At 28.4% G+C, this 23,054-nt stretch carries 27 protein-coding genes; 9 read left to right on the top strand and 18 right to left on the bottom strand.

Annotation, left to right across the window (positions count from 1 at the left end):
- Window positions 1-13 precede the first annotated feature (13 nt).
- The 6 genes from CM240_RS04780 to CM240_RS04755 all read right to left on the bottom strand — a co-directional run bounded on the left by CM240_RS04780 (window position 14) and on the right by CM240_RS04755 (window position 4,800).
- Window positions 14-448: a hypothetical protein gene (locus CM240_RS04780; RefSeq protein ID WP_044037001.1), complete on the bottom strand. Its 435-nt coding sequence runs from the start codon at window positions 446-448 to the stop codon at window positions 14-16.
- 135 nt (window positions 449-583) lie between these two features.
- On the bottom strand, window positions 584-1,213 hold the full coding sequence (gene nth / locus CM240_RS04775) for an endonuclease III (RefSeq protein ID WP_044036999.1): 630 nt from the start codon (window positions 1,211-1,213) through the stop codon (window positions 584-586).
- Window positions 1,194-1,901 (bottom strand): lysophospholipid acyltransferase family protein, encoded by a 708-nt coding sequence (locus tag CM240_RS04770; protein ID WP_242838492.1) that lies wholly within the window; start codon window positions 1,899-1,901, stop codon window positions 1,194-1,196. Before CM240_RS04770 ends, nth begins: the two co-directional genes overlap by 20 nt.
- Before the next feature lie 13 nt (window positions 1,902-1,914).
- Window positions 1,915-2,889 carry a tRNA epoxyqueuosine(34) reductase QueG gene (queG, locus tag CM240_RS04765; RefSeq protein ID WP_044036995.1) on the bottom strand — a complete coding sequence of 325 codons (975 nt, stop codon included), beginning with the start codon at window positions 2,887-2,889 and terminating at the stop codon, window positions 1,915-1,917.
- Between the two features lie 54 nt (window positions 2,890-2,943).
- Window positions 2,944-3,468: a serine O-acetyltransferase EpsC gene (gene epsC, locus CM240_RS04760; RefSeq protein WP_044036993.1), complete on the bottom strand. Its 525-nt coding sequence runs from the start codon at window positions 3,466-3,468 to the stop codon at window positions 2,944-2,946.
- A gap of 66 nt (window positions 3,469-3,534) precedes the next feature.
- On the bottom strand, window positions 3,535-4,800 hold the full coding sequence (locus CM240_RS04755; RefSeq protein ID WP_044036992.1) for a magnesium transporter: 1,266 nt from the start codon (window positions 4,798-4,800) through the stop codon (window positions 3,535-3,537).
- A gap of 271 nt (window positions 4,801-5,071) precedes the next feature.
- Between CM240_RS04755 and CM240_RS04750 the strand changes: the two genes are divergently transcribed.
- Window positions 5,072-7,003, top strand: a complete 1,932-nt coding sequence (locus CM240_RS04750; RefSeq protein WP_044036990.1) for a YgiQ family radical SAM protein — start codon at window positions 5,072-5,074, stop codon at window positions 7,001-7,003.
- 15 nt (window positions 7,004-7,018) lie between these two features.
- Here the strand turns inward: CM240_RS04750 and CM240_RS04745 are convergent, their stop codons facing one another.
- Together CM240_RS04745 and CM240_RS04740 are read right to left on the bottom strand one after the other, a co-directional pair.
- On the bottom strand, window positions 7,019-7,678 hold the full coding sequence (locus tag CM240_RS04745; RefSeq protein ID WP_044036988.1) for a hypothetical protein: 660 nt from the start codon (window positions 7,676-7,678) through the stop codon (window positions 7,019-7,021).
- A gap of 63 nt (window positions 7,679-7,741) precedes the next feature.
- Window positions 7,742-8,626 (bottom strand): YegS/Rv2252/BmrU family lipid kinase, encoded by an 885-nt coding sequence (locus CM240_RS04740; RefSeq protein ID WP_044036986.1) that lies wholly within the window; start codon window positions 8,624-8,626, stop codon window positions 7,742-7,744.
- Window positions 8,627-8,838: 212 nt separating this feature from the next.
- Here CM240_RS04740 and pssA point away from each other — a divergent pair, with 212 nt between their 5' ends.
- Entirely contained in the window at window positions 8,839-9,366 is a 528-nt protein-coding gene (gene pssA / locus CM240_RS04735; RefSeq protein ID WP_044036984.1) for a CDP-diacylglycerol--serine O-phosphatidyltransferase, read from the top strand.
- Window positions 9,367-9,406: 40 nt separating this feature from the next.
- Here the strand turns inward: pssA and CM240_RS16760 are convergent, their stop codons facing one another.
- The 5 genes from CM240_RS16760 to sdaAB all read right to left on the bottom strand — a co-directional run bounded on the left by CM240_RS16760 (window position 9,407) and on the right by sdaAB (window position 12,883).
- Entirely contained in the window at window positions 9,407-9,895 is a 489-nt protein-coding gene (locus tag CM240_RS16760; protein ID WP_051483695.1) for a hypothetical protein, read from the bottom strand.
- 74 nt (window positions 9,896-9,969) lie between these two features.
- Window positions 9,970-10,710, bottom strand: a complete 741-nt coding sequence (locus CM240_RS04725) for a hypothetical protein (protein ID WP_044036983.1) — start codon at window positions 10,708-10,710, stop codon at window positions 9,970-9,972.
- The gene (locus tag CM240_RS04720) at window positions 10,694-11,233 is read right to left on the bottom strand and encodes a rubrerythrin family protein (protein WP_044036981.1); all 540 of its coding nucleotides are present in this window, start codon (window positions 11,231-11,233) and stop codon (window positions 10,694-10,696) included. The genes CM240_RS04725 and CM240_RS04720 overlap by 17 nt, the downstream gene beginning before the upstream one ends.
- 94 nt (window positions 11,234-11,327) lie before the next feature.
- Window positions 11,328-12,200 carry an L-serine ammonia-lyase, iron-sulfur-dependent, subunit alpha gene (gene sdaAA, locus CM240_RS04715; protein ID WP_044036980.1) on the bottom strand — a complete coding sequence of 291 codons (873 nt, stop codon included), beginning with the start codon at window positions 12,198-12,200 and terminating at the stop codon, window positions 11,328-11,330.
- A gap of 5 nt (window positions 12,201-12,205) precedes the next feature.
- Window positions 12,206-12,883, bottom strand: coding sequence for an L-serine ammonia-lyase, iron-sulfur-dependent subunit beta (gene sdaAB / locus CM240_RS04710; RefSeq protein WP_044036978.1), 678 nt, complete (start codon window positions 12,881-12,883; stop codon window positions 12,206-12,208).
- Window positions 12,884-13,030: 147 nt separating this feature from the next.
- On the opposite strand from sdaAB, the gene CM240_RS18130 reads away from it, so the two are divergent.
- Entirely contained in the window at window positions 13,031-13,153 is a 123-nt protein-coding gene (locus tag CM240_RS18130) for a hypothetical protein (RefSeq protein WP_278246578.1), read from the top strand.
- Between the two features lie 32 nt (window positions 13,154-13,185).
- On the opposite strand, the gene CM240_RS04705 is transcribed toward CM240_RS18130, so the two are convergent.
- From CM240_RS04705 to CM240_RS04700, 3 genes are all read right to left on the bottom strand, one after another.
- Window positions 13,186-13,728 carry a manganese efflux pump MntP gene (locus CM240_RS04705; RefSeq protein WP_044036977.1) on the bottom strand — a complete coding sequence of 181 codons (543 nt, stop codon included), beginning with the start codon at window positions 13,726-13,728 and terminating at the stop codon, window positions 13,186-13,188.
- 103 nt (window positions 13,729-13,831) lie between these two features.
- The gene (locus CM240_RS17775) at window positions 13,832-13,987 is read right to left on the bottom strand and encodes a hypothetical protein (RefSeq protein ID WP_173400229.1); all 156 of its coding nucleotides are present in this window, start codon (window positions 13,985-13,987) and stop codon (window positions 13,832-13,834) included.
- Between the two features lie 60 nt (window positions 13,988-14,047).
- Window positions 14,048-15,514: a nucleoside kinase gene (locus CM240_RS04700; RefSeq protein WP_051483694.1), complete on the bottom strand. Its 1,467-nt coding sequence runs from the start codon at window positions 15,512-15,514 to the stop codon at window positions 14,048-14,050.
- 112 nt (window positions 15,515-15,626) lie between these two features.
- Between CM240_RS04700 and CM240_RS04695 the strand changes: the two genes are divergently transcribed.
- The 3 genes from CM240_RS04695 to CM240_RS04685 all read left to right on the top strand — a co-directional run bounded on the left by CM240_RS04695 (window position 15,627) and on the right by CM240_RS04685 (window position 17,896).
- Window positions 15,627-16,298 carry a DUF421 domain-containing protein gene (locus CM240_RS04695; protein ID WP_044036975.1) on the top strand — a complete coding sequence of 224 codons (672 nt, stop codon included), beginning with the start codon at window positions 15,627-15,629 and terminating at the stop codon, window positions 16,296-16,298.
- An 11-nt stretch (window positions 16,299-16,309) separates the two neighbouring features.
- Window positions 16,310-16,690 (top strand): DUF4363 family protein, encoded by a 381-nt coding sequence (locus CM240_RS04690; RefSeq protein ID WP_044036973.1) that lies wholly within the window; start codon window positions 16,310-16,312, stop codon window positions 16,688-16,690.
- A gap of 93 nt (window positions 16,691-16,783) precedes the next feature.
- Entirely contained in the window at window positions 16,784-17,896 is a 1,113-nt protein-coding gene (locus CM240_RS04685) for a tetratricopeptide repeat protein (protein ID WP_044036972.1), read from the top strand.
- A 418-nt stretch (window positions 17,897-18,314) separates the two neighbouring features.
- Here the strand turns inward: CM240_RS04685 and CM240_RS04680 are convergent, their stop codons facing one another.
- On the bottom strand, window positions 18,315-19,781 hold the full coding sequence (locus tag CM240_RS04680) for a leucyl aminopeptidase (RefSeq protein ID WP_044036971.1): 1,467 nt from the start codon (window positions 19,779-19,781) through the stop codon (window positions 18,315-18,317).
- Between the two features lie 41 nt (window positions 19,782-19,822).
- On the bottom strand, window positions 19,823-20,854 hold the full coding sequence (locus CM240_RS04675) for a nucleoid-associated protein (RefSeq protein WP_044036969.1): 1,032 nt from the start codon (window positions 20,852-20,854) through the stop codon (window positions 19,823-19,825).
- Between the two features lie 186 nt (window positions 20,855-21,040).
- Here CM240_RS04675 and CM240_RS04670 point away from each other — a divergent pair, with 186 nt between their 5' ends.
- The 3 genes from CM240_RS04670 to CM240_RS04660 are packed head-to-tail and all read left to right on the top strand — an operon-like array spanning window position 21,041 to window position 23,053.
- A complete protein-coding gene (locus CM240_RS04670; protein WP_044036967.1) occupies window positions 21,041-21,589 on the top strand; it encodes a class IV adenylate cyclase in 549 nt (182 codons plus the stop codon).
- Entirely contained in the window at window positions 21,589-22,476 is an 888-nt protein-coding gene (locus CM240_RS04665) for a DUF5685 family protein (protein WP_044036965.1), read from the top strand. The genes CM240_RS04670 and CM240_RS04665 overlap by 1 nt, the downstream gene beginning before the upstream one ends.
- Window positions 22,457-23,053, top strand: a complete 597-nt coding sequence (locus CM240_RS04660) for a J domain-containing protein (RefSeq protein WP_044036964.1) — start codon at window positions 22,457-22,459, stop codon at window positions 23,051-23,053. Before CM240_RS04665 ends, CM240_RS04660 begins: the two co-directional genes overlap by 20 nt.
- Window position 23,054: the final 1 nt, after the last annotated feature.

The raw sequence follows: 23,054 nt of genomic DNA, 5'->3' as shown, positions 1-23,054 counted from the left end.
GTAAATAATATATTTAGAGCACATAAAATATACAATTTATTAAAAAAACCTTAGGAACATAGTTCCTAAGGTCATAATTAAAAACTTCTTTATATCGCTTTGAAAAAGCTCTCACTTGTTTTTCTTCACCAAATATACCCTGTTTATAAATAACTGATACTTTGTCCCCTTTAAATTTAACATAGAATACATTTTTATATTCTCCGACTTTTAAGATTGTAGGTACATCACTATTTTCAATAACTCTACCTTTTATATAGATATAAATAGGAATCACTTTCGTATTGCTATTATTAATATAACCTAAATGTGCTGTGTAAGTACCATCTTTATTAGTCTCTACGCTATTAACTGTTATTTTTACATCTTCATAGTAATTTTGTGCAAAAATTTTAGTCGGGTTCAAACATAAAATTATTAGTAAAATTAACACAACTTTCTTATGCATTTAACACCCTTCCTTCATCTATGAAGTTTTTACACTTATAGTTTATGAATTTCAGGGTTTTATATGTTATTTAATTGATAGTGTATTTACGGATTAATTCAAAACATTGAATTACATACCTATTATAGATTTAAATTATAGTGTTTTATAATAACTGCAATATGACTTTAAATTACAATCATCACATTTAGGATTTCTAGCAATACAGCATCTTCTTCCATGCCATATTATTTGATGATGCACTTTTATCCAGTATTTTTTAGGAATTTTTTTCATTAATTCCTCTTCTACTTCATTTGGTGTTTTTCCTTTACTTATTCCAAGCCTATTAGCTACTCTAAAAACATGAGTATCTACAGCTAATGCTGGTACACCAAAAGCATTTGAAACTACCACATTTGCAGTCTTTCTTCCGACACCAGGAAATGTTTCTAAAATTGATTTATCTTTTGGAACTACACCATTAAATTCATCTACAAGAATATTTGAAGTTAATAGTATATTTTTTGCTTTTGACTTATATAAACCACAAGTTTTTATATATTCCTCTAACTGCTTATTATCTAATTTTATCATTTTCTCAGCTGTGTTGTATTCTTTAAATAACTCTTTAGTAACTATATTTACTCTTACATCTGTACATTGTGCTGATAACATAGTTGCTATTAATAACTCATAAGGACTATTATGTACTAGTTCACAATTTGCATCTGGGTACATATTTTCAAGACCTTCTAAAATATTTTTAATCTTCTGTGATGTCATAAACGCCTCTATACTCCTTTGGTAGCAATTTTGCAATTTCCATCATTGCTTCATCAACTACATTTTCTTCATATTCTCTTTTACCTTCATCTTCTCTTCTTTCTCTTAACTTAAATGGCTTTCCTATTTTAATAGTTACCTTTGCTGGATTAAATGTTTCACTTTCCATAGATTCATCATTTATAGGCATAAGAATTTCTGTTCCTGTTGTTGCTACTGGTACCAAAGTAGCCTTTGTCATTTTTACTATTAAATATAATCCTCTTTTAGCTTTTATCATTTTTCCATTTCTACTCCTGGTGCCTTCTGGAAACATAAACAGATTGCCGTTATTTTTCACAATATTTATTATCTTTGTTATCCCCTCTTTGTCAGCACTATTAGCTTTTATAGGCGTCGTTTTAATTATCTCCATACCTAACTTTGTAAATGTCGTTGTATCTAGCTTAACTCCTGCTACAAATGTAGGGTCATAAGGACTTAATACTTTACTTAAAACTAGTCCATCAGTATTGCTTAAATGATTTCCAATAAAAATAATTGGTCCCTCAACATCCTTGGCATTATCAATTCCTTCTACAGTAAGATCCATATTTTTTTTTAGTTTTATCTCCAAGTATCCTTTTGCCACTTTATTTCTAAATGACGATGGTAACATACTCATAACTTTATATATAATTTGTCTCATCACTTCATCACCTCTAAATTTTATTCTTTATCTTTTCATAATATTCCTTTACATAAGGACTATTTATATCTTTATCTTTTATATCCAACTTATAATTACAATTATGTGAAACAATCAAAGCATTTCTTTGAAGGATATTTTTTCCTCTCCACCCGCAAGATGTAGTTTTGTACTTACTTTGAAAGTCACTTTTATTAAGTAATGCTATTTCTGATATCTTAGGTTCTTTCATAAAGTTCTTAGGTCTAAATTCTTCTATACTAGAATACTTAGCATCTTCATTAAAAGGACAATAATTTTGACATGTATCACAACCAAATAGTCTTTTATCAATAACCTTAAACCACTTTTCTTCTATATCTTTCTTTTGTGTAATATAAGATAAGCATATATTTGAATTTTTTCGTTTAGGATTCAAAGAATTTGTTGGACATCTCTCTATACATTTTACACATTGTTCACATTTATTGTCTATAGGTATATCATATTTCATTTCTATATTAGTGATTATTTCTCCTAAAAATACGTAAGAACCATACTTTTCAGTAATAATCATATTATTTTTACCAATAAATCCAACACCACATAGCTTTGCTAAATATCTCTCTGGTAATGGATTAGAATCTACTAATGCTATACCATCTCCACCTAAACTTTTTATATACTCTAATATTTTATTTAAATATGATTTTACAACTATATGATAATCTGAACCCATAGTATACTTTGAAAAATATGGATTTTCTTCTCCTTTAGTTGGATACAAATAAGGAAAAGCAATTGAAATTATTGATTTTCCATCTTTATATAATAAAAATGGGTTTATTCTCTTTTCTATATCTTCTTCCTCAAAAGGATTTTCTAGTTTTAATCTCTTATTCATTTCTAATTGTTCTTTAATCTCTTCAAATTTTCTGCACTCTATTGCCCCAAATGTATCAATGCCTAAAGAACATATATAATTTCTAATTTTGCTATCTAAATCCATATATTCCTCCAAAGAAACATGACTCCAGAAATTATATCTCTCCGGAGTCACATTTTAATCTTCTTTTCTAACTTTCACTATCTTAGCCGGTACACCTACAGCTGTACAATAAGGCGGAACATCTTTTAGTACTACCGAATTTGCTCCTATCTTTACCCCATCACCAATAGATATATTACCTAGTACCTTTGCTCCAGCACCAATAATAACATTATTACCTATGGTTGGATGACGTTTTCCTGTTTCTTTTCCTGTACCACCTAATGTTACTCCATGATACATAATAACATCATTTCCTATTACAGCAGTTTCACCAATAACTACGCCCATAGCATGATCTATAAAAAATCCTTTTCCTATTTGTGCCCCTGGATGAATTTCTATACCAGTGAAAAATCTAGATATCTGCGATAAAAGTCTTGCTATAAACTTAAGATTTATTTTATATAGGCCATGTGCTATTCTATGCATTATTAATGCATGAATACATGGATATAATAAAATTACCTCAAATCCATTTCTCGCCGCTGGATCATTTTCTAAAATCCAGTTTATATCATGCCTTATTGTTTTAAACAATATAATTCCCCCCAAATGTTACTTAATAGCAAGTAATTTTCAATATTATATTTGAACATTTAGAAATTAACTCACTCTTTTAAATCTTTTCTTATAGCTTGGAACTAAAATTTCATCAAGTAAATCATGTAAAACTATTATTCCGCATAATTTATCTTCTGCATCAATAACAGGTATAGATAATAAATTATATTTATTCACAGCATCTATTGCAACTTCAACTTTATCACTATCTTTCACTGTTAACATTTCATCTTTCATTATATCTTTTAACATAGTATTTTCCTTTGCAAATACTAAATCTTTAAAAGAAATCATACCTTTAAACTTTTCTTCCTCATCAGTTATATATACATAATAGATAACCTCTTCATCTGGATTGACTTCTTTTATTATATCTAAAGCTTCCTTTGCTGTTATATTGACATTAAAAGCAATAAAATCTTTATTCATCATACTTCCAACTAATTCTTCTTCATATTCCATAAGAGATCTTATTTCATCTGCGTCTTCTTTTTCCATATTATATAATATTTTTTCAGCAGTCTCATCATCTACTTCATCTAACATATCTGCCAATTCATCATTAGGAATATTTGATAATACCGTTGCTCTCTTATCTCCACTAAGATTACCTAAAAGCTCTGCTTGAAACTCTGGCTCTATCTCTTCTAAAGTATCTGCAGCTAAATCTTCATCTAGACTTTCAAAAATCTTATTTCTATAGGCAGAATCCATCTCTTCTAAAATATCAGCTAAATCAGCTGGATGTAACTTTGATAATTTTTTATATGGAACATTTAGCTTTAAATTATCAAGAACTATATCTAATGCTTCAACATTATCCCATAAAATTAATTGATCTTCTGGTACTCTTTTCACCAATTTATAGGCTATTTTTAAAATTTTATAAAACCCATATCGTCTTGCTAATCCTTTAAAACCAGGATCTACAGCCACAACTCTAATATCTCCAGCTATAGATGCTAATCTAACATCATTTACTCTAACTAATTTTTTTCCATTAACATCAACTATTTTTTTATATAAAAGATGCTTACTTAATAAATATGAATATGAATTAGGAATAATATCTCTTTGTCCTCTTATCTTTATAGTTATCTTTTTATCCATATCTCTATAAAACTCAATATTTCTAAAAACACAACTAGATATTTCTCCTCCATTTTTAATCTGATATCCTATAATTTTAGGATATCCTCCATCATTCATAACAAACATATCATGTAAAATTCCAATACAATCATTATATTCATTATAAACCTTTCTTTTATAAACTTTACTAAAGAAGAAATTGTAGAGTTTTTCCATCGAATTTTCCTCCTCACTAATTGAAGGAATCTTCTATTACACACTTAGCAATATCCATATTCCTTCAACAATATTATTTCTATTTTTATTGAATTGCTAAGAGGGACACCCTCCATGTTCTTCTCACCTCGTTCTTAATTTATTATTAAGCAATACTCTTTATTATATGCCCATAATAATTATATTACAAGAAATAAAAATTGTCACCGATTCATGCTTTTATATTCCCTCCACTCTATGATAATATAATATCAGTCTGGAGGAATTAATAATGAAAATAAATACACAATTTATGCCAATATCTAAGGCGGATTTAAAAGAAAGAAATATTGATCAATTAGATTTTATAATTATAACAGGTGATGCCTATGTAGACCACCCCTCCTTTGGTACAGCAATAATTGGTCGTACCTTAGAACATGCTGGATTTACTGTCGGCGTAATAGCACAACCTAACTGGAAAGATGTCGAGGCATTTAAAGTTCTTGGTGAGCCTAGATTAGGTTTTCTAATAAACTCTGGTAACATAGATTCTATGGTAAATCATTATACAGCAGCAAAAAAGAAAAGAAGTGATGATTTTTACTCTCCTGGTGGCAAAGCAGGTTATCGTCCTGATAGAGCAGTAATAATATATTGTAACAAAGCCAGAGAGGCATACAAAAATGTACCTATCATAATTGGTGGTATAGAGGCCTCGCTTAGACGTTTTGCTCACTATGATTATTGGAGTGATAAAGTAAGACGTAGCATATTAATAGACAGTAAAGCTGATCTTTTAATCTATGGTATGGGAGAAAAAACTGTTGTTGAAATAGCAGAGCTTTTAAATTACGGAAAGCCAGTTAAAAATATTACAAGTGTCCGTGGTACAGTATATGCTACTTCTTCCATAGATAAATTAGATAAATACTTAACCTGTCCATCATTTGAGGAGGTTATAGAAAGCAAAAAAGCTTATAACGAAGCTTTCAAAATTCAATCGCAAGAGCAAGATGCTATTAGAGGCAAAGGAATAATTCAAAAACACGGTGATAGATATGTAGTACAAAACCCTCCCCAATTCTCTTTAACTGAGGAAGAAATGGATATAACTTATAATTTGCCTTATACTAGAACATATCATCCTATCTATGAAAAAGATGGAGGAATACCAGCAATACAGGAAGTAAAATTCTCTATAACTTCTCACAGAGGTTGCTATGGCTCTTGTTCATTTTGCGCACTAACATTCCATCAAGGACGTACTATCCAAAATAGAAGTAGTGACTCTATCGTAGAAGAAGGTAAATTACTGACAACTATGAAAGATTTTAAAGGATATATTAATGATGTTGGGGGACCTACTGCTAACTTTAGACATAAAGCTTGTAAGGTGCAAGAAAAAGTCGGTGTATGTAAAACTAAACAATGTATTTTCCCAACTCCATGTAAGAATCTAAAAATAGATCATACAGAGTATTTAAGTGTTTTAAGAAAACTTAGAGCTATACCTAAGGTAAAAAAGGTATTTGTTCGTTCTGGTATCAGATATGATTATTTAATCTATGATGAAAATCAGAAATTTTTTGAAGAATTATGTAAATATCATATTTCTGGTCAACTTAAAGTTGCACCTGAACATATTTCTGACAAAGTATTAGCTCAAATGGGTAAACCTACTCAAGAGGTATATGATAAATTTGCTAAAAAATACTTTGAAATAAATAACAAATTAGGCATGAAGCAATATCTTGTTCCATATTTAATGTCTTCACATCCAGGTAGTGATTTAAATGCAGCAATAGAATTGGCTCTATACATTAAAAAGATGGGTTATATGCCTGAACAAGTACAAGATTTTTATCCAACACCAGGATCTCTTTCTACAACAATATATTATACTGGTGTAAATCCTATAACCGGTAAGAAGGTATATGTTCCTAAAAACGGAAGAGAAAAATCTATGCAAAGAGCCTTATTACAATTCCATAATCCTAAAAATTATGATCTTGTAAAAGAAGCACTAATTAAGGCTGGTCGTGAAGATTTAATAGGTAATGGTAAGAATTGTTTAATACCATATCATAAACCTAGAGTTCATAATGATAAGACAAAGAATCATGATTCTAAATATTCTAAAAAAGCTCAATTTACTAAAACTCAAACAGAAAAGAAAAATATCAATTTTAAAAATTCTAAGAAAAGAAAAAATAAGAACTAGACTTTTGTCTAGTTCTTATTTTTTGTCCACTCTACTATTCCATCGAAATGATTCCACACACCGCTCTAAAGCTACTACCCAAAGTACTTCCCCCATAAGTGGTTGAGGCATATATGCTCCAAATCCCAAACTAAGAGCCACCTCTGCTAAAGATAATAATGATGCCGATACGACTATAAGTACACCATTTGTATCTTTTGCATATAATAAAAATTTCATTATGAAGGCAAAAGCAATAATATTTATAAACCCATAATAAAATTCTGTTATTGGAATATTAAAATTAATTACATATCCCATTTTGTAATCTGTAAAAATTTCAACAATAGGTTTATTTAGTAGCAATATAATTGAATATAAAAACACTGATATTATTAAAACTATCACCAAACGAGATGATTTTAACTTTGAGTTTCTCCACAAAATAAAAAATACTATTGATATGATTATTGGAATATAGATAAAATTTAAATAATATGTATACTTAAAATATCCCATATACGAAATAGATTTTTTTACAAAAGTGAACATTAATGTAGCCATTCTTAATATAATCATAATAGTGACAATAGTAACTATTTCCTTGATAGTTTTAGGGCAATTATTCCTTATGTAAAATGTATAAAAAGATAAAAAAATTATAAGTAATAGAGAAATAAAATATAGGTAAATCATAAATTCCTCCTTAATTTCTATTACTTATAATTATTAATTATTTATATATTTTATTCTTATATTTTATAATTTTATCCCTTTCATCTTTAACCCATTATGCTCACAAGAAATTTTTAATGGAAATGCTGGACCTAATTCACCATCTATATCTGTTGATAAATTTTCATCACAAAAAATTTCTAAAGACTTTGTTTGAAAATGAATTATATTATTGCCCTTATCTAAATGATCTTCTCTAAGAATCTGTATAAATAATGTAAGTGTTTGTGGTATACTTGCTGCTTTAACTAATATTACATCTAATAATCCATCATTAATTTTTGCATTATATGCTAATTTAAAATTTCCTGCCGTTTGGCCATTAAATATCAATAAAAGATACATATCCTCTTCAATATTCATTTCTTCACTAGTTATTTTGATTGGTATTTTTCTAAGATTAGATACTTCTTCTACCCCTTTTATGTAATATGCTAATTTTCCCATTGTATTCTTTAAATTTATATCTGTCTTATGAGATACATCTGTAAAAAGTCCTGTAGATGCTACATTTATAAAATAATCATCATTTACTTTACCTAAATCTATCTCTTGAACCTCTGAAGTCACTATTTGCTCACAAGCTTTCTCTACACTTCTTGGAATTCCTAAAAGTTTTGCAAAATCATTAGCTGTTCCTACTGGTAAAACAGCTAGCGGAATATCTATATTATTATGTTTCATATAATTAACAGCTTTATCAATAGTTCCATCCCCACCTGCAACTAATACATATTCAAAGCCTTCATTTATATCCTCAAATGCATTTTCTAATCCATTATCTAATTCTATTCTATATGGAATTATAGAATATCCATGTTTTTGGTGAACTTTTATTACTTTATCAACCTTATTAATTATTGATTTCTCTCCAGAATATGGATTGTATATAAATTTTACTTTCTTCATCATCAACTCTCCTACCTAATATTACATATTAAAATTATACTTTATGGTTTAATTTTTTTAAAGTAGTATTTGTGAATACATTCATTTATTTCTTAAGATAATATTAATATAATCTTATTTTTTCTCTTACCTCTTAAAAAATTCCTCACTTTAGTATATAATTACATTAACTAGTTTATTATTAGTCAAATCTAAGTTTAGGAGTGTATATTATGTCTAAAAGCTTAATTCCAAACATGTTTACTTTTTCAAACTTAGCATGTGGAGTATTTTCATTGCTAATGCTATTTAAAGGTAAACTTGAAGCTGCTTGTATTTTTATATTGTTAGCGGCCATTATTGATAGATATGACGGAAGAGTTGCAAGGTTTCTTAATGTTTCTTCTGAGATTGGTAAAGAGCTTGATTCTTTAGCGGACTTAGTGTCTTTTGGTGTCGCTCCTGCAATGTTATTATACATTTTGAATCAATATGAAAATTTAGGAATCATAGGTTATATTTTAATTATTTTATTCCCTATTGCTGGAGCATACAGACTTGCTCGCTATAATATTTCATCTTTTGATGGTGTATTTACTGGTGTACCAATAACTATTGCTGGTTGTGTCGTTGCATTATATAGTTTAATAATATTAGTGACAAAAATGGAAGCATCAAAAGTATCTATTATTATTTCAACAATATTATACTTAATTTTTAGTTACTTAATGGTCTCTAAGATTAAATTAACAAAGGTATAAAATAAATCAGTACAACTTTCTACTTATAAGTTGTACTGATTTATTTTTTATTTTCACCCTTATTATCATTTTTTTTATCTTCATTATTTCCACCCTTGTTTCTGTCATCTTTTCCTCTTGAAGTATGTAAATTATTCATCCTAGCAGCCACATTATTGCAATGTTCACAATAGTTTCCTTCACTAAGACACTGTTCTATATTCTTTATACATCCTTTGGCTTGGCAGATTACTTGAGCTTCTGCTATACTTTGTAGTATTTGCATCTTGAAGCAGAAGTAAGATAAATATCCTCTTCCACAATTATCTACAGCCTCTATATAATCATCCAATATACATGTTATGTTATTAGCAAGTCTTAATGCCTCTTTAATCTCTTTTTTTTCCGCAAGCCCTATGGTGTTAAGTTGACTAGCAGTACCTACTAAAATTCTATATGAATCTACTAGCTTTGCCATAAGATCAATTGTTCTACTAAGTGTTAAAAAATAATCTTCTGAACATCTAGTGTTATCTGGCATCCCATCCATTTAAATTCTCCCTAAAACCTGCTTATACTTTATTATATTAAGAACCCTGAGTTAAATTACTCAGGGATACTAATTTATTTACTTTTTCTGTTCTTAGAATGACCTCTTCTTTCTCCTCTTTTGCTTTCACATTTAAGAATATATTCTTCATCAATATCTTTAAATTCCTTTTTATCTACCTTTTTAATGCATTCTTCCTCTTTTATCATAACAGGCTTTGTACATTTTTCTTTTTTTATCATAATTGGTTTTTCACAACTTTTTTTCTCTTCTACTTTTTCAATACAACTTGCTTTCTTAACTTCTTCCTTTTCACAACATTTCTTAACTTCCTCTTTCTCACAGCTCTTTTTAACCTCACTGCCTAGCATTACCATCAATTCTTTTTGCATAACCATAAGTTCTTTCATCATTTTTGTAAGTGAAGCTTTTTCTTTCATCATCTTAGATTTTAAGTTTTTCATGTCATCCATTATCTCGTCACCCATACCCTTAATCTCTTTATGCATCTTTTTGCACATACACTTTACATCTACGCAACCTCTTTCCATAAACTCATCATCAAATTCATCACTAATGTACTCTTCTTCATTCATATAATCATCATCATATTCCTCATTGCTTTCTACATTATCATCATCGTATGATCTACTTTCGTTTTCAAATTCTTCTATATCATCATCACATATTTCATCTTCTTCAATCTCTACTAGTTCCTCAGTATCTATATCTCTATAAACATTTTTTTTGCAAAGTTGAACATAATTTTCTGGATAATTCAAGTACATAACTACACCTCTACTTATAATCTTCACAAAATCTCTTAAAATAACCTTGTGGATAATGACATAATGGACACCTCTCTGGTGCCTCTGTACCTATATATATATATCCACAATTCATACATTGCCACTTTATTTCTGTATTACTCTTGTATAAAGTTTTATTTTCTAGCTTCTTAGCTAATTCTTCATACCTTTTAGCATGCTCTGCTTCTACTTCTCTTACTTCCTTGTAAAAGTCTGCAATTTCAGTAAATCCTTCTTCTCTAGCATCATTTTCAAATTGCTTATATATCTCTTCGTTTTCTTCTTTTTCTCCTGCTACAGCTGCCAATAGATTTTCTATTGTACATCCATTCATTTTTAAATAATCATTGAAAACCTCTCTCGCATGAGCTAATTCATTATCTGATGTTAACTGAAAAACTTTGGCAATATAATGTAGGCCTTCCTTTTCTGCCTTTTCTCCATATAAAGAATACATTGTTCTAGCTCTTGATTCACCGGCAAAAGTTCTAAGCAGATTTTTTTCTGTCTTACTGCCCATTAGTTTCATATTTTTCCTCCATCATTATATTTATACACTATTAAATTATTCTATGCCCTTTGATTTGTTACAAAATAAAAAGAGCCCTAAGGCTCTTCTTCTACTAACCAAATACTTTTTCGTTATATTTAAGTCCTGTCTTAGTTACAGCAACTCCTCCTAAGGCTGTCTCTCTAAGTGAACATGGTAACATCTTCCCGACTTCATACATAGCTTGTACTGTATCATCAAATGGTATCTTAGATACTATCCCACTTAACGCCATATCTGCCATAGATAGAGCCATAACTGTTCCTGCTACATTTCTTTTAGCACAAGGCACTTCTACCAACCCTGCTACTGGATCACACACCAAACCTAAAAAATTTTTAATTACTGTAGCACTAGCACTTAGAGCAGTTTCTACATCTCCACCCATAAGTTCTACCACCGCCGCTGCTGCCATAGCTGATGCAGATCCAACTTCAGCTTGACATCCCCCTTCTGCACCAGACAAAGTAGCATTTTTAGCAATTAATATCCCAACACCTGATGCTGTAAATAATCCTTGTATTAATTGTTCATCAGTAAAGTTAAATTTTTCTCCTACACTTAATAATACTGCTGGTAAAACTCCACAAGATCCTGCTGTTGGTGAAGCAACAATCCTTCCCATAGCAGCATTTACTTCAGAAGTACCAAGAGCCTTTGCCATAGCTTCAACAAGAAATTCTCCACATATAGTTTCATTACTTTTTGAATATTTATATAGCTTAGGAGAATCATCCCCTATAATTCCCGATACTGATTCTACACCTTCCTTCATCCCTTTATCCACTGCATGTTTCATCGTAGACAGTACCTTTTCCATCTTCTTAAATATTTCCTCTTTACTTAGTCCTGTTTCCTTTGATTCAATATCTACTGTATATTGCCATATTGTTTTCCCTTTGTTCTTGCAAACTTCTATAAGTTCTTCTCCTGTATTTACAAACATACTTCTTATCCTTCCTTAATTGGATTAATTACTGTCACAGATTCTATATCCTCTATTTCCTCTATTTTATCTAATATAGTCTTTGTTATGACATTATCCATTTCAAAAATCATTGAGGCATTTTTCCCTTTTTTACTTCTATATACTTTTAAAAATGCAATATTTATATTGTTATCAGATATAATAGTACTTACTCTTGATATCATTCCCGGCCTGTCCCTATGATTGATAATTAGTGTTGGATATTCCCCCGTAAATTCTATTTCCATCCCATTTATTTCTGTAACAATAACATTTCCTCCTCCTATAGATGATCCTGTTATTGTACTTATAGAATTATCACTTTTCTCAATTATAAATTTAACAGTATTAGGATGTGCTCCTTCCATTACCACTTCTTCAAAACAAAACTTAATATTCCTAGATTTTGCTATAGAAAAAGATTCTTTAATTTCTTCATCCCAAGGGTCAAATCCTAAAATTCCTGCAACTAAAGCTTTATCTGTACCATGCCCCTTATAAGTTTTAGCAAAAGATCCATGTAACAAAAATTTAACTCCTACTATCTCACCAGCTGCTATTGTAGCCGCTATTTTTCCTAATCTAGCTGCCCCTGCAGTATGGGAAGATGATGGTCCTATCATTATCGGTCCCAAAATATCAAACGCGCTATAATTTTTCATAATTTCACCTTGTCCTTAGTCATTTATACTTATATAAGATAATTTATATTGCTTTATATAGTTTGTCAAATATTTTGTTAATTTGCGTATAAAAGTTTTATTTTTGTGACATCATATTTACAAAAGATAGATTGGAGGTGTGATATTGTGGGAAAATCTAAAAAGAAGAAAAATCAAAATAAGAGTTTAGAAGCTGGCTCTGATATGGATATAACAAGTGATTTAGCAAACTGCTCAACTTCTAAAAAATGCAAAAACGATTGCAGATAACTATGTACATAAGGAGCCGTCAAAAGGCTCCTTTAAAATAAAATTGACCCTATTCCAAGTAATATAACAAGAACTGCACCAATAATTTCTGATATCTTTGATAAATTATAGTTATTAAGTTTCATAGATATGAATATTCCTATATATATAAATAAAAAACTAAATAATAGTGAAAAAGCGCTAGTCCAAACTGGATTATAACCAGCTATACTCCCCCCTAATCCTAATGTAATGTTATTTACTGCTAAAGCTAATCCTAACATCAATATATCTTTTGAAATTACTTTCTCAGGAATTTGTAATTCTGTTACTTCATTTTTAAAGATTTCTTTTAAAGATTTTAATCCTAATATAATTAGAAACACCCCTCCTAATATAACTGCTATATTTAAAGGTATAAAATCTTTTAATATTCCTCCAAAGCACATTGATATTAATGTTCCTATTGCAGGAATAAATGATAATAATAAAATTGAAAATATTGACATTTTATTCTTTTTTGCGCCAATATTAATTCCTAAAACTATAGAGTCTGAACTTGCAGCTATGGCTAAAATCATTGTCGATATAAGCATATACGTCTCCACTAAATTATTTCTCATTCTTACTATATGTAGTAAAAAAAAATAGGTGTTTATTAACACCTACTCATGATAAAAATATCAATATAAACTCTTTCTAGTTTATATGATCACTTTGAAAGCCTTCTCTCTTTATTGAGTGCTTTTTCATAGTTCTATTACTATTTTTCGCCTCTTCACTAGTTAATGGAGTTTGAAAATTACATTTTTCCATTCTAGCTCTTTTATTATCAACTTGACTATCCTTACTCATTTCTATCACTCCTCAATAACTAGTATCTTTTATAGACATGAAATTTATTCAGATTAATTATTAATATTCATAAAAACAACTACCACCTATAAATTCTCTAATTATAGAATTATCCGGGATATCTTCACTATTAATTTCATTAAAAACATCTAACAAGTCTATTAATCTTTTTGCATCATTATATACTACAGAATTCTTTTCTATCTTTTTCAATTCTCTTATTGCATATTTTTTTAATACACATAATTCATATACTAAAGTAGAATTAAACATTGCATCAGCTTCTTCTTGAAAGATAAAAATATTCTTTTTCTCTCCTCTCTTTATAGAGTCCCACATCTTTAATGTTGCCTCTCCACTATATCCTCTTGATAATGAGTCTCTAACAATTCTTCTTATAATTCTAACATCAGCAGTAGAAATTCTATTATGATCATCAAGATTTAATTGTGTTAATGCTGATAAATAGATCTTATATTTATATTTTTTATCTATAGAACTAGTCAATAGATCATTTAATCCATGAATCCCTTCTATTAACAGAACACCATTTTCAGGCAATTTCGTTTTATTAGAACTTGTATTTCTCATTCCAGTTTTAAAATTAAAAACTGGTAGATTAACTTCTTTACCCTCTAATAAATTATTTAAATCTTCATTAAATAATTTTAAATCTAATGCATATATAGATTCAAAATCAGGATTTCCCTCCTCATCTAACGGAGTTTTATCTCTATGAACAAAATAATTATCTAAAGATATAGGTACTGGAGTTATTCCATTTACCCTAAGTTGTATAGATAACCTATTACAAAAAGTAGTTTTCCCAGATGATGATGGACCCGCTATCAAAACAACTTTAACATTTTTATTTTGATGAATAGAATCAGCTATATATGCTATTTTTTTCTCATGTAAAGCCTCATTTATTCTTATAATATCTATTATCTCTCCATTATCAATTTTCTCATTTAAGTCACCAACATTCCCTACCCCCAGAATGTTACCCCATTGTTCACTCTCATAAAATATTTTAAATAAATTCTTTTGTTCTTTAAATGCCCCTAATTCTTTAGTATTTATTCCCTTAGGAGGTAGTAGTATAAATCCAGGATTATAATAAATAATATCAAAGTTTTTTATATCTCCAGTAGAATTAATCATATCTCCAAAAAAATAATCATAATAATCATCTAAACTATATAAAGATATTTCTTCTTTTTTTACATACCTTAATAACTTTATTTTATCTTCCACAGCTTTTCCCTTAAAAAAATTTTCTGCCTCACCTCTTCTTATTTTCTTCTTAATAAACCTATAATCTGCTCTTATTATTTCTTCCATTCTATTCTTAATTAATTCAATATTTTGTTTTGTAAGAGGCTGCTTTTTATGAATTTCTCCAAAAATGCCTTCTCCTAACGAATGCTCTAATACTACTCTACTATCTGGAAAAACATCATTAGTAGCTTTAACTAAGATCATTATTAATGACCTCACACAACTTCTATACTCTTCTTTAATCATATTTATTCCCCCCATCTTTTATAAATATTTACATCACATTTCATATCAAATAACATTAATAATTTTATTATATGTGGAAAAACTAATAATAAACTTTTATTTGAGGTGAGTTATGTTTACTTTATTAATTCGAACTTTTATATTATTTATAATAATTATTATAACTATGAGAATTATGGGAAAACGTCAAATTGGAGAACTACAGCCTTATGAATTAGTAATTACGATAATAATATCTGAACTTGCATCAATACCTATTTCAGATACTAAAATTCCTTTAGTTCATAGTATATGTCCTATTATAACATTAATTCTACTACAAGTTATTTTATCTGTTATACAAATGAAATTTGATAAAGCAAGAACCCTATTATGTGGTAAGCCAAGCTTACTTATAAAAAATGGTTATATAGATATAGAAGAAATGAAAAGACAAAAATTAAATCTAGATGACTTACTTGAAGAATTACGTCTTGCCGGTTATTACAATCTAGAAGATATAGAATACGCAATTTTAGAAACCTCTGGAAAATTATCTATAATTCCAAAAACAAAACTAACTTCTGTTACAAAAAAAGACTTAAATATAAAAGTTCAGCAAGATATCCTTCCTCTTACTCTAATATCTGATGGCAAAATACGATATAAAAATCTACAAAGCATAAATAAAGATATGGAATGGCTAAAAAATGAATTAGCTAGAAAATCTATTTATTCATATAAGGATGTCTTTATAGGTATTATAAATTCTGAAGGTAAAACTTATTTTCAAAGAAAAAATTAAGGAGGTTCCTAATGAAAAATTTATTTTATTCTCTATCACTATTTATAATTATGATATGTGCTATACTATTTAGCACTTCTTTTCTTATAAAGACTAATGATCACTTAGTTGAACATATAGAAACAATAAAAAATTATGTAGAAAATGATATGTGGAATGAGGCTTCCAATGAATTTGATATCCTTTTTGACCACTGGATAAAGGAATCTAAATTAATTGCTATATTTATAAATCACAATGATTTAGATAATGTTACCAACGAAATATATAGACTAAAGGAATACATTGAAATTCAAGAACGTGGAGAATCTGTTGCTACACTAGGATCTATATATTATAACTTTAATAAAATAATTAATTTAGAAAAAATAAGATTGGAGAATATTTTATAATAGTCTCTAAATAACCTCACACCTATGATATAATTATGAAAGGTTATAGTTTTAATACCTAAATAATATACCCTAGGACAAGGAAGTGAGATTTTGCTACGTAGAAGTAGAAAAACTAAATTTAATAAGTATAGTACATTAAATAGTAGTTTTAGTAAAAGAAAACAGAAAAAAAATCATAAACCATTAATCATAAGTTCTATTATTATATTTTTAGTTGGTTTTACAATTTATATCTATATATCATCTAAAAATTCCACTAACTTTAAATTAAATCTATTATTAGCTTCTAGATATTATGAAGATAAAAAATTTGATCTTTCTCTAGAAAAATATAAAGAGGCCTTAAAAGTAGATCGCACTAATCCTGATATAATTATGGGACTTACAAGAACATATATTAAGCTTGAAAAGTATTCTGAAGCAGAAGCTCTACTTAATGAAAGTACTTCCTTAAGTAACGGTGAAGAATATCTTAATGCTTTAATTGATCTTAAATTCAAACAAAATAAGACCATGGAAGTATATGACTTACTTGTATCTAAATATAATGATACAAAGGATTCTATGTATAAAGAACTATTTAATAAATATTTTAATGTTACTATTGCAAGTAATAAATATATTTATAAGTCTAGCGAAAAGGCTACATTTAATTTATATCTTACCGATAAAGAAAATAATATTCTTTCTAACCTAGATGAAAAAATTGAGATTTCTGGAGATAACATAAAAGATTTTAAAACTTCAAAAGGATCTGCTACCTTCGGATTTAGTGGCTTATCAGAAGCTACTATTAAGGTATCCTCAGGACTTATAGATACCTCTGCAAAAGTTCTATGCATAGATGATATTGAAGTTGTCGGAATTCCTACTACTAAAGTAAAGGTCGATGAAGAGTTAGAAGTAAAAATTCAAGGTAAATCTAATAAAACCACTAAAACTTCAAATAAACAATCAACTAATACTAATAAAACTATGGATTTATCTTCTTTAAATAATCAATTTGTTTTAAATAATGGAACTTTAGAGAAATATGAATTTTCAAATCCTATCATCACTTTTGATGAAAAAGTTGTTGAAAAAATAGATGGAGATAACCCTTTTGAATTTAAATTAAAAGCCATCGGTGCTGGTGATATAAAATTAAGTGTTCAATGGGATAGTTTTACTAAAACTACTAATAAATATATAAATCCAAAATAAACATAAAAAAAGGAACTATCGCATTAACGAATGAAAATTCGTCAACAATAGTTCCTTTTATTATGGCACAGGGCACAAGTAAGGTGAAAATTCCTCTTAAGGAGGAATTTTATTATAGTCCTGCGGACAGCAATGTGTTCTCATATTTACTATAAATCCATATATTCACCAAGCTATATGAAGGTGCAACCTTCATTAGCCCCTTGTAATGACTTTTATATTAGCTGTGATATAAATAAGAGACATAGCCTAACTTATATCATTCAACTAAAAACTTAAAATTTCAGAAATTCCGCAGGAATTTCATCCATACCTGTGCCTTGTGCCATCATACTTGTGCCTTGCTTTTACTCAATCAAACTTATCGGTAAAGCCTTACATATTCTTTATGCACCTTCACTTTTTAAAATTATGAATTTTATTTATGGCTTCCACAACCACATGGACCCTTAACTAAATAATAAAGAGTTCTAACTGGTGCTCCTGTAGCCCCTTTTACTACATATTCTGAAACAGGCGTAGATGTCCAAGATGTACCTGCTATATCTAAATGTAACCATGGCTTCTCTTCAACAAATTCACCTACAAATAATCCTGCTGTTATAGTTCCAGCCAATCTTCCTCCAACATTTTTAAGATCTGCAATATCTGATTTTATCATTTTCTTATATTCATCATAACCTGGTAATCTCCAAAAATGTTCACCAGTCTTTTCTGATGCTTTTATTAATTTACCATAGAATTCATCATTATTAGAAACTACCGCTGTAGTTGTTTCTCCAAGAGCTATAAGAGCTGCTCCTGTAAGTGTTGCTACATCTATAACTTTTGTTACTTTTTCTTTTCTTACTATATATGTTACTGCATCTGCTAATGTAAGTCTCCCTTCCGCATCTGTATTAAGAACCTCTATAGTTTTTCCAGCCATTGAACTTATTATATCACCTGGTTTATAACTTCCACCTGAAATAGCATTTTCACAAGCTGCTACTACTGCAATAACATTTTGTTTAACTTTATTTTTAGCAAGAGCACTAATAGTTCCTATAACTGCAGCAGCACCACCCATATCACTCTTCATATCTTTCATTGAATCATTTGGCTTTAAAGAATATCCACCAGTATCATAAGTTAGACCCTTACCTACTAGCCCTGTAATTTCCTCACTATCCTTATCTCCCATATATCTCATAACTATAAGCTTAGGTTTTTTATCCGAACCCATACCAACAGTTAAAAATGCTTCCATCCCTAAAGATTTTATTTTATCTTCTCCAAATACCTCTACTTCAAATCCACTATCTTTTCCAATAGATTCTGCTTCACTAGCTAAAGTTTCTGGATATATTACATTAGCTGGTTCATTTACTAAGTTCCTAGCTATAATTACTCCATCTATTATATTATTTACTTCTTCTAATCTTTCAGTTGCTTTTGCTATCTTTTCTTCTGGTACTTTAGAAATAAAAATATCTACATCATATTCTTCTTTCTTACTTTTATATTTATTAAAAGTATATAAAGCAAGTCTAGAACCTTCTGCAATAGCTTTAACAGTTCCTCCAACACATATGTTTTTACTTTCTGTAAATTGGATTCCTAAAGTTTTAACTTTTAGTTCTTTAGCTTTCTTAGTAGCTTTTGCTATTGAGCTTCTTAATATTTCAGCACTTGATTTTTCATATTCTCCAAGACCAACAAGAATTTCATATTTTAATCCGCCTTCTTCTTTAGTAAAGTAAAACACTTCACCTTCTTTTCCTTTGAAAGCATTAGATTTTTTTATTTTTTCTACCCATTCACAATTATTAACTTTATCCTGATATACAGGAATTATCATTGCTTCTACAGTAGATAAATCTACATTTTTAATATCAATATTCATTCCATATTCCTCCTTTACTCTTCTTTAGTATTATACTCAATTTATTTTTCGATATAATTAATAACATTCTTTATTATCATATTAACTGAACCATCACCATTTGGTTTAATCTCAAACCTCATGTTATCATTATAAGCCTCCTCACTTAGATAAATATCTATATCTTTATCTATCTTAAGTCTGACTCTTTTTAACTTTTTCTCTATATAATTTTTATCAAGATCTATAGTATCCTTAACACCTTTTTCAAGTAAATAGGTATTAAAACTTTCTTTTGCTTCTTCATTATCATGAAACATTTCTGTAGCTAAACTCTCTATATTTATAGAATCTTCTTCACGAAGCTTTTTCTTAATTGTATTTCTTACCTCATTAGCACTTTCTGCATTTTCTTTAAAAGCTTTTTGTGTCCATTTTTCTGCATTAGTTATAAACTCTTTTGTTTTATCTCTACTTGTTTTTTCTAATGTGCACTCTAAGTAATTCTCAATAAAATAATTACTTACATATCCCTCTTGTTCTTCCTTTTTATTTATTTTATCTATAACAAGAAGATCACTAGTACCTCGTTCACTTTTAACAAATGCACATTTTTGTAATTTTTGAGATGCAGCTGGAAGCCCAGAATATTGTTCTACTATCTTTATACCTATTTTATCATTAACAAAATCTACAACATGAGCATAATTTTTTATGTAATCTAATTTAAGTATACCTATCATAGGTCCTAAATCTGTAAGGAAACTAACTATAAGCAAATCACAAGATCCTATCGTTCCATTTCCCTTCATTATTGCAAAAAATTTTCTAGCTAACTCTTTTGACATATCTACAAAATTTATATTTCCATTAAAATATTCTAACGACGTCTCATTTACAATTATTCTTCCATCTTTAAAGTATCCATATTTCAACTCTTCATCCTTTAAAGATTTAGTTAAATGCTTAGTTAAATATTCATCTATATCTTCTGTTAAAATTAATGGATATTCCGTAAGTATCGGTTCATCTGAGTTTTGATCTAATATATGTACAATAGCTTCTTTTAAATGAATTTCATTTATATAATCCAAGGATTTTTCCTCCTTCTTATATTTAAATAACATATTAATAATATAACACTACAGAAAAAAAACAAATACCTATATATAAATTTTCTTGGAATTGCTTATTAGGTTGAAGTAATGTAGTATAGTAAATATATATATCACAAAATTCTTAACATTATATAATAAATATAAAAAATGAGGTGACTTTACATGCAAGAAATGGAGACTCGTATCATTAAAATAGATGTAGATAATATAAGATCTATAGTAAAAAAACATAACCTTCAACTAGTAAAAAAAGAAAATCAAATTAACAACATATATGATTTTGAAGATAGAAGATTACTAAACAAAAAAGGCTATGCAAGAATACGAATTATAGAAGACTTGTTAAATAATGAAACTATAAATTTTATGACTACAAAAAAACTTATCTCACAAACTCCATATAAAGTTATGGATGAAAATGAAGTAATAATTTCTGATAGTGAAACGGGAAAAAATATTTTTACTTCTCTTGGGTTGATACTAGTAGAATCTATTAAAAAATATAGAGAAAGCTATAAATATAAAAATACATTAATTGAAATAGATATAAACGATAAAAGTTTTTGTCCATTTCCATATCTAGAAATAGAAACAAATAGCGAAGAAGAACTAAAAGAAGTTGTTAATCTTCTAGGATATACTATGGAAGACACTACTTCAAAAACTATATATGAAATATTAGATAATGAAGGAGTTACAAAAGGAATTTAATGTTTGGATATGTTTTACCTAATAAAATGGAACTTAAGGTTAAAGAATATGAACTTTTTAAAGCTTATTATTGCGGCGTTTGTAAGAGTATAAAGAAGAACTTTGGGCAATTGCCAAGAATGACTCTTAGTTATGATATGACATTCTTAGCAATTTTATTAGATTCCATTGAATCTAATGGTACATATGTACAATCAGAAAGATGCTTTGTCCACCCACATAAAAAAAAGCCTTATGTATTAGATAATAAAGCTTTATCATATGCAGCATTTTGTAATGTTGCATTGACTTATTTTAAACTTGTAGATGATAAACAAGATGATAAATCAATTACCTCATCCTTTTTATCTTTTATTTTAAAAGGATATTTTAAAAAATTCCCCAAAGACTCTGATAAAATTTTGCTAGAAATAGAAAAGAACCTTTATAATCTATCACAACTTGAAAAAGGTGGAATTGCACAATCTATTGATGAAATTTCTCATCCATTTGCTCACTTAACAGGATATTTAATATCTGTTTACAATTCAAACGATGAAAATCTTTATAACTTAGGTTATAATTTAGGTAAATGGATATATTTAATAGATGCCATTGATGACTTAGAAAAAGATATGCAAAAAAATAAATTTAATCCATTAAATGATATATTAAATAAAGAAAATCTTCCATATCAAGAATTTAGGTCTTCTATTTTAGAAAGAATTGAGTTCAATCTTACGACATGTGGAAGAATAGCCTTTAATGAACTTGATAATATAAATCTAAAAAAGAATAAAGAAATCATAAAAAATATTCTTAGCCTAGGTTTAATAATGAAAATGGATAAAATACTTAATGTTAACAATTGTAAGGAGTGTGGAACTAGTGGCAAAGAATCCATATGAAGTATTAGGAGTATCGCCTAATGCCTCTAAAGAAGAAATTGAAAAAGCATATAGAAAATTAATAAGAGAATATCATCCAGATCAATATGGAGATAATCCTCTAAAAAAACTAGCTGAAGAAAAACTTCAAGAAGTTAATGAAGCATATGATAAAATAAAATCAAATAGTAGCTACAATAATAACTACTCTAACAATAATTATACAAATAATAATAATAATAATGAATTTACTCAAGTTAGATTTGCTATTCAAAATGGAAATATAGCACAAGCTGAATCTATGCTAAATAATATTACAAATAGAAATGCAGAATGGAACTTCCTAATGGGAATGGTTCATGCTAGACGTAATTGGAATGATAGTGCTTACAACTATTTTAGAACAGCTTGTTCAATGGATCCATATAATAGAGAATATTCTTCTATGTTAAATGCTATGAATAGACAAAATCAACAATATAGAAATTACAATACCTATGGTAATCAAGGATGCTCAGCCTGCGATATGTGCCAATGTTTAGTCTGCTCTGATTGCTGCTGTGAATGCTTTGGTGGAGATTTAATTTCTTGCTGTTAAA

It is taken from the genome of Clostridium bornimense (genome assembly GCF_000577895.1).
Classification (GTDB): Bacteria; Bacillota; Clostridia; order Clostridiales; family Clostridiaceae; genus Clostridium_AN; species Clostridium_AN bornimense.
The sequence above is the reverse complement of the archived record's forward strand: the minus strand, read 5'-3'. Positions and strand labels throughout refer to the sequence as shown.

Coding starts and splice junctions, on each gene's coding strand:
- CM240_RS04780 (WP_044037001.1), bottom strand. CDS start 448: ATGCATAAGAAAGTTGTGTTAATTTTACTAATAATTTTATGTTTGAAC.
- nth (WP_044036999.1), bottom strand. CDS start 1,213: ATGACATCACAGAAGATTAAAAATATTTTAGAAGGTCTTGAAAATATG.
- CM240_RS04770 (WP_242838492.1), bottom strand. CDS start 1,901: ATGAGACAAATTATATATAAAGTTATGAGTATGTTACCATCGTCATTT.
- queG (WP_044036995.1), bottom strand. CDS start 2,889: ATGGATTTAGATAGCAAAATTAGAAATTATATATGTTCTTTAGGCATT.
- CM240_RS04755 (WP_044036992.1), bottom strand. CDS start 4,800: ATGGAAAAACTCTACAATTTCTTCTTTAGTAAAGTTTATAAAAGAAAG.
- CM240_RS04750 (WP_044036990.1), top strand. CDS start 5,072: ATGAAAATAAATACACAATTTATGCCAATATCTAAGGCGGATTTAAAA.
- CM240_RS04745 (WP_044036988.1), bottom strand. CDS start 7,678: ATGATTTACCTATATTTTATTTCTCTATTACTTATAATTTTTTTATCT.
- CM240_RS04740 (WP_044036986.1), bottom strand. CDS start 8,626: ATGAAGAAAGTAAAATTTATATACAATCCATATTCTGGAGAGAAATCA.
- pssA (WP_044036984.1), top strand. CDS start 8,839: ATGTCTAAAAGCTTAATTCCAAACATGTTTACTTTTTCAAACTTAGCA.
- CM240_RS16760 (WP_051483695.1), bottom strand. CDS start 9,895: ATGGATGGGATGCCAGATAACACTAGATGTTCAGAAGATTATTTTTTA.
- CM240_RS04720 (WP_044036981.1), bottom strand. CDS start 11,233: ATGAAACTAATGGGCAGTAAGACAGAAAAAAATCTGCTTAGAACTTTT.
- sdaAA (WP_044036980.1), bottom strand. CDS start 12,200: ATGTTTGTAAATACAGGAGAAGAACTTATAGAAGTTTGCAAGAACAAA.
- sdaAB (WP_044036978.1), bottom strand. CDS start 12,883: ATGAAAAATTATAGCGCGTTTGATATTTTGGGACCGATAATGATAGGA.
- CM240_RS04705 (WP_044036977.1), bottom strand. CDS start 13,728: ATGCTTATATCGACAATGATTTTAGCCATAGCTGCAAGTTCAGACTCT.
- CM240_RS17775 (WP_173400229.1), bottom strand. CDS start 13,987: ATGAGTAAGGATAGTCAAGTTGATAATAAAAGAGCTAGAATGGAAAAA.
- CM240_RS04700 (WP_051483694.1), bottom strand. CDS start 15,514: ATGATTAAAGAAGAGTATAGAAGTTGTGTGAGGTCATTAATAATGATC.
- CM240_RS04695 (WP_044036975.1), top strand. CDS start 15,627: ATGTTTACTTTATTAATTCGAACTTTTATATTATTTATAATAATTATT.
- CM240_RS04690 (WP_044036973.1), top strand. CDS start 16,310: ATGAAAAATTTATTTTATTCTCTATCACTATTTATAATTATGATATGT.
- CM240_RS04680 (WP_044036971.1), bottom strand. CDS start 19,781: ATGAATATTGATATTAAAAATGTAGATTTATCTACTGTAGAAGCAATG.
- CM240_RS04670 (WP_044036967.1), top strand. CDS start 21,041: ATGCAAGAAATGGAGACTCGTATCATTAAAATAGATGTAGATAATATA.
- CM240_RS04665 (WP_044036965.1), top strand. CDS start 21,589: ATGTTTGGATATGTTTTACCTAATAAAATGGAACTTAAGGTTAAAGAA.